2 protein-coding genes and 1 pseudogene are annotated in these 9299 nt (G+C 74.1%); 2 read left to right on the top strand and 1 reads right to left on the bottom strand.

The genetic code is table 11. The features are described 5' to 3' along the window. Positions 1 to 17 precede the first annotated feature (17 nt). Together AC08OX_RS10930 and AC08OX_RS10925 are read left to right on the top strand one after the other, a co-directional pair. Positions 18 to 5807, top strand: a pseudogene (locus AC08OX_RS10930) (SDR family NAD(P)-dependent oxidoreductase); the annotation flags it as partial. A gap of 80 nt (positions 5808 to 5887) precedes the next feature. Continuing rightward, positions 5888 to 7348 (top strand): acyl-CoA synthetase, encoded by a 1461-nt coding sequence (locus AC08OX_RS10925; RefSeq protein ID WP_476607707.1) that lies wholly within the window; start codon positions 5888 to 5890, stop codon positions 7346 to 7348. 39 nt (positions 7349 to 7387) lie between these two features. Here AC08OX_RS10925 and AC08OX_RS10920 read toward each other — a convergent pair whose 3' ends face one another. Beyond that, positions 7388 to 9247 (bottom strand): ABC transporter ATP-binding protein, encoded by a 1860-nt coding sequence (locus tag AC08OX_RS10920; RefSeq protein ID WP_476607708.1) that lies wholly within the window; start codon positions 9245 to 9247, stop codon positions 7388 to 7390. Positions 9248 to 9299: the final 52 nt, after the last annotated feature.

Below are 9299 nucleotides of genomic sequence, written 5' to 3'. Positions count from 1 at the left end.
TGCGGTGAATCGGCCCCGCCGTCCCCGCCGCCACCGCCGTTCCTGCCACCGGCGAGGTCGGCTCGGAGCCGTTCCGGGGCCATGATCCCGTAGTCATCATCGGCATGGCCTGCCGGCTGCCCGGCGGCGCCGATTCACCGCAAGCCCTGTGGGACCTGGTGCGAGAGGGCCGGGATGCCGTCGGCGGCCTGCCCGACGACCGGGGCTGGGAGCTCGACGCGCTCTACGATCCTGATCCGGATCAGCCTGGCACCGCCTACACCCGCCATGGCGGATTCCTGCCCGGCATCGCGCTGTTCGACCCGGGATTCTTCGGTATCGGTCCACGCGAGGCACATGCCGTGGACCCGCAGCAGCGGCTGATGCTGGAGATCTCCTGGGAGGTGCTGGAGCACGCGGGCATTGACCCACGGTCGCTGCGGGGCAGCCGGACCGGCGTCTTCACCGGGGTGTCGCTGCAGGACTATGGCCCCGCCTGGCATGCGGCGCCCGCCGAAGCCCAGGGACAACTGCTCACCGGCAACGCCTCCGGCGTGATCGCCGGCCGCGTCTCCTACACGCTTGGTCTGGAAGGGCCCGCGTTGACCATCGACACCCAGTGTTCCTCGTCCCTGGTGGCGGTGCATCTGGCCGGCCAGGCGCTGCGGGCCGGCGAATGCGACCTCGCCTTGGCCGGTGGGGTGACCGTGATGTCGACCCCAGGGATCCTGGTGGAGTTCAGCCGCAAGCGGGGCCTGGCACCGGACGGGCGCTGCAAGGCGTTCTCCGCCGACGCCGACGGCACCGGCTGGGCCGACGGCGCGGGCGTGCTGCTGCTGGAACGGCTTTCCGACGCCCGCCGTAACGGCCATCACGTCCTCGCGGTCCTGCGTGGCACCGCGATCAACCAGGACGGCGCCAGCAACGGGATGACCGCGCCGAACGGCCTGTCCCAGCAGCGCCTGATCCGCCAGGCGCTGGCCAACGCCGGGCTGCGCGCCGCCGACGTCGACGCGGTGGAGGCGCACGGCACCGGCACGACGCTCGGTGACCCGATCGAGGCCCAGGCCGTCATTGCCACCTACGGCCAGGACCGAGCCGCCCACGGCCAGGACCGTGCGGCACGGCGGCCCGTCTACCTCGGGTCCCTGAAGTCGAACATCGGCCACACCCAGGCCGCCGCCGGCGTCGCCGGGATCATCAAGATGGTGCAGGCGATGCGGCACGGCGTCCTGCCGCGGACCCTGCACGTGCGCGAGGCGTCCCCGCACGTGGACTGGTCGGCGGGCGACGTCGCCCTGCTCACTGGAAACGTCCCCTGGCAGCGCCGGGACGGCCGGCCGCGACGGGCGGCGGTGTCGGCGTTCGGGGTAAGCGGCACCAACGCTCACGCCGTGATCGAGGAAGCACCACCCGGGCCGGGAACGGACGCCATGGGTGCGGACCGCGCCGGGGAGAACCCGGCGAGCGCCCCGGTGCCTGTCGTCCTGTCCGGCCGCGGCGACGCGGCGCTACGTTCGGCGGCCGCCCGGCTCGGCGCGCACCTGGAGCGCCATCCCGAGATCTCTCCCCTGGACGCGGGATACACCCTGGCGGGTCGCACCCACTTCGAGCACCGCGCCGTCGCCGTCGTCCGCGGATCGGCGGCGTGCGGCAGCGGCACGCACCTGGCCGGGACCGGGGCCGGGACCGGGACCCTGGCTGCTCTGGCCGAGGCCCGTCCCACCGCCGGGCTGGTCCTGGGCACGGTCCGACCAGCGCTCCGCCGAAGCGGAACCGCCCGGGGGGCAACCGCCTTCCTGTTCACCGGCCAGGGCAGCCAACGCCCCGGGATGGGCCGCGAACTCCATGCGACCTACCCGGTCTTCGCCGACGCCCTCGACGACGTCTGTGCCCACTTTGCGCCGCATCTCGAACACCCACTGCGCGACGTCATGTTCGCCCCCGCCGGTTCCCCGGGCGCGGCGGCGCTCGACCGCACCGAGTACACCCAGCCCGCGCTGTTCGCCTTCGAGACCGCGCTGTTCCGGCTCCTCGAATCCTGGGGTCTCGCCCCGGGGATCCTCGCCGGGCACTCCATCGGCGAGCTCACCGCCGCCCACGTCGCCGGAGTGTGGACCCTCGACGACTCCTGCGCTCTCGTCGCGGCCCGCGGCCGGCTCATGCAGGCCTGCCGCGCCGGCGGAGCCATGACCGCCATCCGCGCCGGCGAGGAGGAGGTCGCCGAGTCCCTCGCCGGACTCGCCGGGCGGGTCGAGATCGCCACCGTCAACGGCCCGAGCGCCACCGTCATCGCCGGCGACGCCGACCTCGTCGAACGCGTCGCCGTCGGCTGGGCCGAGCGCGGCCGCGCCATCAGGCGGCTGACGGTCAGCCACGCCTTTCACTCCCCGCACATGGACGACATGCTCGACCGGTTCCGAGCCGTCGCCGAGAAGATCACCTACTCCCCGCCGGCCATCCCCGTCGTCCCCACCCGGACCGGCGACCTCGACCTCCAGACCGGGCTCACCACCCCCGACCACTGGGTACGCCACGTCCGCGAACCCGTCCGCTTCCTCGACGCCGCCCGTCGCCTGCACCGCGAAGGCGCCGTCGCCTACCTCGAACTCGGCCCCGACGCCGTCCTGACCGCGCTCCTGCCGGCCTGCCTAGCCGCCGACGCCCAGCGCCCCGAGAAGACCCAGCGCCCCCAAAGCACCCAAAGCACCCGCGACGCCCGGGACACGGTGGCCGCGGCGGCGTCCCGCGCCGGCCGCCCCGAACCCGACACCCTCCTCACCGCCCTGGCTGAGCTGCACGTCCACGGCGTCGACGTCGACTGGCGCGCCCTGTACCGGGGACGCGGCGCCCGGCACCGGGAGCTGCCCACCTACCCGTTCCAGCGCAGGCGCTACTGGCTCGACGGGGCCACCGCTGTCCCCGCGCCCCGTAGCCCGACCGTCGGGACGGCCCGCGCGGCGGACCCGGACGGCTGGTCTTACCGCACCGAGTGGCGGCCCCTGGACTCCGAGGACGTCACCACCGCCGTGACGGCCCAGGCCACCGCGACGCCACCGCTGTCCGGCGTGTGGCCGGTGCTGACCCCGGCCGCCGGCGTCGACGAGGACATGCTCTCCCGCATCTGTTGGATCATCGAACACCTCGGCGGCACGGCCGTCACCCTCACCCTCACCGGCGACGACGCCGACCGCGCCCGGGTCGCGGCGCTGCTGTCGAACGCCATGGCGCCGCCCGGCGCCATGCCGCTGTCGGGCGCCATGCCGCTGTCGGGCGGCGGCCCCGCCGGGAAGAAGACGGTGCAGGCGGTACGCGGCGTCCTGTCCCTGCTCGCCCTCGACGACACTCCGCACCACATCCATCCGGCGCTGACCACCGGGCTCGCCCTCACCGTCCCGCTCGTCCAGGCGCTACACGACCTCGACGTGTCCGCACCGCTGTGGTGCGTCACCCGCGGCGCGGTCACCACCGGTCCCGACGACCCCGTCACCACCCCGGACCAGGCCATGATGTGGGGACTCGGCCGCGCCCTCGCCCTGGAGGACCCCGACGCCTGGGGCGGTCTGATCGACATCCCGACCAACCTCGACGATCAGACGCTGGCGTGGTTCGGCTCCGCCCTCACCGCCCCCGGTAGCGAGGACCAGCTCGCCGCCCGTACCACCGGGCTGTTGGTACCCCGCCTCGTCAGGGCAGACACCGTCGATGCACAAGCCAACACCGTCGGTGCACAGATCGACACCGTCCCGCCAGCGTGGCGGCCTCACGGCACGGTCCTGATCACCGGTGGCACCGGCGCCCTCGGCGCGCATGCCGCCCGCCGGCTCGCCCGCGACGGTGCGCGCCGGATCGTCCTCGTCAGCCGCCGTGGCCCCGCGGCTCCGGGGGCGGAGAACCTACGCGCCGAACTCGCCGCCCTCGGCGCCGAGGCGACCATCGAGGCCTGCGACGTGGGAGAGCACGAACAGCTCGCCGCCCTGCTGCGGAGACTGGCCAAGGCGGGCCGGCCGGTGTCCGCCGTCGTGCACGCGGCCGGTGTCATGGGGCAGGTGACCGCCCTACACAAACTCGATCTCGGGGAGTTCGCGGAGGTCGTGGCCGGGAAGGTCGCCGGCGCCGCCGGCCTCGACCGGCTACTCGACGGCACCGGCGGGATCACCGGCACCGGCGACACCGGCGACACCAGGCTGGAGGCCTTCGTCCTGTTCTCGTCGGTGTCGGCGACCTGGGGCAGTGGCGGCCAGGCCGCCTACAGCGCGGGCAACGCCTACCTCGACGCCCTCGCCGCGCGGCGGCACGCGCTCGGTCTCGCCGCCACCTCTGTCGCGTTCGGCCCGTGGGCCGACGCCGGAATGGGCGCCGAGGCCACGTTCCGTGACTACCTGGGCCGCCGTGGCCTGACCCCGCTGCCCCCCGACGCTGCGGTCACCGCGCTCACCCGGGCGGTCGCGGGCAGGCAGGCCGCGCTCACCGTCGCCGACGTCGACTGGGAGCGTTTCCTCCCACCCTTCACCGCCGCCCGCCCCGGGCGTTTCTTCGACGATCTATGGAGCCGGTCCACGACGGCCGGACCCGAGGGGGACGCCCACCCGACCGGCACCGACGCGCCCCCCACCCGGGTGGACTACGGGACGCTGCCCGGGTCTGCCCGCGCCCGCGCGCTGTTCGACCTCGTGCGGGCGGAGGCCGCAGCTCTCCTCGGGTACCCGTCGCCCGACGACGTGGACCCGCAGCGCCGCTTCCTCGAACTCGGCTTCGACTCACTGGCCTCGGTGCAGCTCAGCCGCCGACTGGCCGCCGCCACCGGCCTCACCCTGGCCACACCCGTCGTCTTCGAGCATCCGACGGTCTGCGAGCTCACCCGCCATCTCGATACCCTCGCCACCCTTGCCACCCTCGCCACCCAGCGGCACCCGGACATCGTGCCCGGCGGACCCCCCGCGCGGGCCGGGACGCAGGTCGCGCCGATCGGCGTGCGCGAGCTGTACCGGCAGGCGTGCACGGACGGCAAGTTCGCCGAGGGCGTCGGTGTCCTGCGGGCCGCCGCCCGGCTCAGGCCCGTCTTCCGCACCGTCGAGGCCTTCGGCGCGCCCGCCGCGCCGGTGAGACTTGCCTCGGGTCCGGCCAAGCCCACCATCGTCTGCCTGCCCTCGATGGTCGCCCCGTCGGGACCGCACAACTTCGCCCGCCTCGCCCTGCACCTGCATGGCCGGCGGGACGTGTACGCGCTGCCGCATCCCGGATTCGGCGACGGGGAGCTGCTTCCGGCCACCGCGGATCTCGTCGTCGACCTGCATGCCGAGACCATCGCCCGGGCGTTCGACGAGATCCCCCTCGTGCTAGCGGGTTACTCCTCGGGTGGCTGGCTGGCACATGCGATCGCGGCCCGGCTGGAGACCCGCGGGATCCACCCCAGGGCGGTGGTGCTGCTCGACACGTGGCTGCCCGGGGACCGCATCCCCGAGGGTGACATCCAGGAGGAGCTTCGCGGCGTCGCCCTCAACGACCAGGCCTTCGCGCTGATGACGGAGGCACAGGTCACCGCGCAGGGCGCCTACCTGGACCTGTTCGAGGGCTGGCGGCCGACCGCCGTCAACGCGCCGGTCGTCCTCGTCCGGGCGATGGAGCGCATGCCCCAGCAGGCGGTCGCCGAGAACCCCGACGGGGAGGGCCAGGCCTGGGTGACCGACTGGGTGATGGAGCACGAAAGGCTCGACGCCGCCGGCAATCACCAGACGATGATGAACGAACACGCCGCCTCCACCGCCGCGGTCCTCCACCAGTGGCTCACGGAACTGGAGCGGCCCACGGAACTGGAACGGCGCTGATGCATCGACGCGCACCGCACCTCGGCGGCGGTCTGGGCGGAGCTGAGCGTTGACGGGTTCGGCCATGGGAGCATGACGGAGTGACCCTGCTCCCACTGCCTGCCGGCGAGCACGACGGCCCCGCCGTCCGGGTCGGGGAGGTCGAGTTCACCCGCGCAGAGCTCTTCGCGGCCGCGTCCGTCGTCGCCGGTCGGGTGGCCGGCGCGCCGGCGGTGGCCGTGCACGCCGAGGCGACGATGGCCACCGTCGTCTCGGTCGTCGGCTGCCTGCTCGCCGGGGTGCCGGCGGTACCCGTGCCGCCTGATTCCGGGCCGCGGGAACGCGGTCACATCCTGCGCGACTCGGGCGCCGCCCTGCTGCTCGGCAGCCCTGCCTGGGACAACCTCGCGATCCCCACCGTGCCGGTCGATCTCACCGCACGGTCGGGGTCTGCCGGCTCCGGGTCCGAGTCCGGCTCCGGGTCCGGGTCCGGGGAAACCGGACCGGCGCTCATCCTCTACACCTCCGGGACGACCGGAGCCCCCAAGGGCGTGGTGCTGTCCGCCCCGGCCATCGCCGCCGATCTGGACGCCCTCGCCGACGCCTGGGCCTGGACGCCCGAGGACACGCTCGTGCACGGGCTGCCGCTGTTCCACGTCCACGGCCTGGTTCTGGGTGTGCTCGGGGCGCTGCGGGTCGGCAGCCGGTTGATCCACACCGTCCGCCCGACCCCGACGGCGTACGCGGCGGCCGGGGGGACCCTGTACTTCGGCGTGCCGACCGTGTGGTCCCGGGTCTGCGACGATCCGACCACCGCCCGCGCCCTGGTCTCGGCCCGGCTGCTCGTCTCGGGCAGTGCCCCCCTGCCGAGGCCGGTGATCGACCGGCTCGCCGGGCTCACCGGCCTCGCCCCGATCGAACGGTACGGGATGACCGAGACGTTGATCACCATCAGCGCCCGGGCGGACGGGGAGCGCCGGGCGGGCTGGGTCGGCACCACCCTGCCGGGGGTGCTGGCCCGGCTCGTGGACGACGAGACGGGGACCGAGCTGCCCGCGGACGGGGAGAGCATCGGCGAGTTGCAGGTCCGCGGTGCCACCCTGTTCGACGGGTACCTGGGGCGCCCGGAGGTCACCGCCGCGTCGTTCACCGCGGACGGCTGGTTCCGCACCGGTGACGCCGCGGTCGTCGCCCCGGACGGCCACCACCGAATCGTCGGGCGCCGATCCACCGACCTCATCAAGAGCGGCGGTTACCGGGTAGGCGCGGGCGAGGTCGAGGCCGTACTGCTGGCCCACCCGGCCGTGCGCGAGGCCGCCGTCGTCGGGCTGCCGGACGACGACCTCGGGCAGCGCATCGCCGCCTTCGTCGTCGCCCCCGACCTGGCCGGTGCGGCGGGCGGGACACCGAGCGAGACGGCGAGCGAGGCGCTCATCGACTTCGTGGCACGGGAGCTGTCCATCCACAAGCGGCCCCGGGAGATCCACCTGGTGGCCGAGCTCCCCCGCAACTCGATGGGCAAGATCCGCAAGTCCGCCCTGGCTCCCCCGGAAACGCCCTGAGGGCAGGTCACGGCGTCGAGGAGAGCGGGTTCGAAGCGCTCACCTCACCGGGGCGGGAGGCCCTGCGGTCCCTGCTCGCCCGCGCTCTGGCGGGCTGACCGGCCCGGCGGGACCGGCCGGCAGGCCCGTGGCGAGGCCGCGGTAGAACGCGCTGGTCACCATCAGCTCCTCGTGCGAGCCCTGCGCGACCACGCGGCCCTCGTTCAGCACGAGGATGAAATCCGCGGCCCGCACCGTGGAGATCCGGTGGGCGATGACCAGCAGTGCCCGCTCGGCGGCGATCCGGCTCATCGCGCGGGTGAGCGCCTGCTCGTTGACGCTGTCCAGCTGGGCCGTGGGCTCGTCCAGGAGCAGCACCGCGGGCTGAGCCAGCAGCGCGCGGGCGATCGCGACCCGCTGCCGTTCCCCGCCGGAGAGCAGGACACCATGATCACCGACCGGGGTCCGGAGCCGCTCGGGCAGCCGGTCGGTGAAGTCCCGCAGCCCCGCCGTGGCCAGGACCGCGGCGATCTGCTCCTCGGTCGCCTCCGGCGCCGCATAGGTGATGTTGTCCCGCAGGCTGCCGTGCAGCACCGGGGTGTTCTGCTCGACCAGCCCGACCCACCCCCGGGCGGTCGCGCGGGGCATCGCGCGGACGTCGTGGCCGGCGAAGAGGATCATTCCGGCGTCCGGCTCGTAGAAGCGCTCGACAAGCTCCAGGATGGTGGACTTGCCGGCACCGGACGGCCCGACCAGCGCGACGTGCCCGCGAGACGGCACCGTGAACGACACCCCGCGCAGCACCGGCGTCTGCGCGTAGCCGAACCAGACGTCACGGAACTCGATCGACGGCGCCCGCGGGTTCGGCGTCTCCCCTCGTGACGAGAACGAGGACGACACTCGCGACGAGGACAAGGGCGACAATGGTGCCGGCGGGCGCGTCCCGCCGGGGGCCACGACCGCGACGGTGCGCAGCGGACCGCGCACGGACTCGTCGTCGCCCTCCCGGGGCAGCGCGAACACCGCGTTGACCCGCGACAGCGCCCCCATCCCCCGCTGGATGGTCGCCGCCGCCTCGATGAGCTGCGACAACGGCATCACCAGGTAGGTGGCATACAGCAGGAAGGCGACCAGGCTGCCGAGCGAGGCCGAACCGCGCGCCACCAGGACCCCGCCGACCAGGAGAACGACCAGCACACTTCCCTGCACCGCGAGCTGCATCGCGGGGGCGATGATCGAGTCCAGCTTCGCCATCCGGAGGCCGGCCTGGTAGGCGGCCGCGGCGTGGTCGCCGATGCGCGCGGCCTCCCGCCCCTCGGCGCGGTTCGCCCGCACGGTACGGATCGCGGCGAGGGCGCGCTCCAGGTCGGCGGTCATGCCGCCGACGCTGGCCTGCCCACGTTCGGACACCGTCCTGATCCGGGACAGCGCGCCGAGTACCACGACCCCGGCCACCGCCACCACCCCGAGCACGAGCAGGAACAGCCAGGGGTTCAACCAGATCATCAGGGCGACGGCGCCGACGACGCCGATCACGCTGGTGACCAGGGCGGTGAAGCTGTACGCCACCGCCTCCCGCACCACGGTCGTGTCGGTGTTCGCACGGGAGATCAGATCCCCGATCCGCCGCGTGTCGAACACCCGCATGCGCAGCCGCAGCAGGTGGCCGATCAGGCTGGTGCGCAGGCCGAGCAGGACGCCCTGGCCGACGCGCTCGAGCAGGTAGTGCCCGGCGGTGTCGATCACCGCCTGGCCGGCGAACAGGCCCAGCAGCGCCCCGATGAGCCAGCCGGGAATACCCCCCGCCTGCGCGGCGTCGATCACCCGCATCACGAGCAGCGGTTGGAGCACCCCGACGGCGGTGCCAACCACGGTCAGCGCCGTGGCGATCGCCACCGCCCCGCGACGGCCGCGCAGCAGCGCCCAGAGTTCCGTGACGCCCCGCGACGCAGGCCCCCGGGCAGCTCCCCGG

The organism is Frankia sp. CoBUL1 (assembly GCF_978021245.1).
The sequence above is the reverse complement of the archived record's forward strand: the minus strand, read 5'-3'. Positions and strand labels throughout refer to the sequence as shown.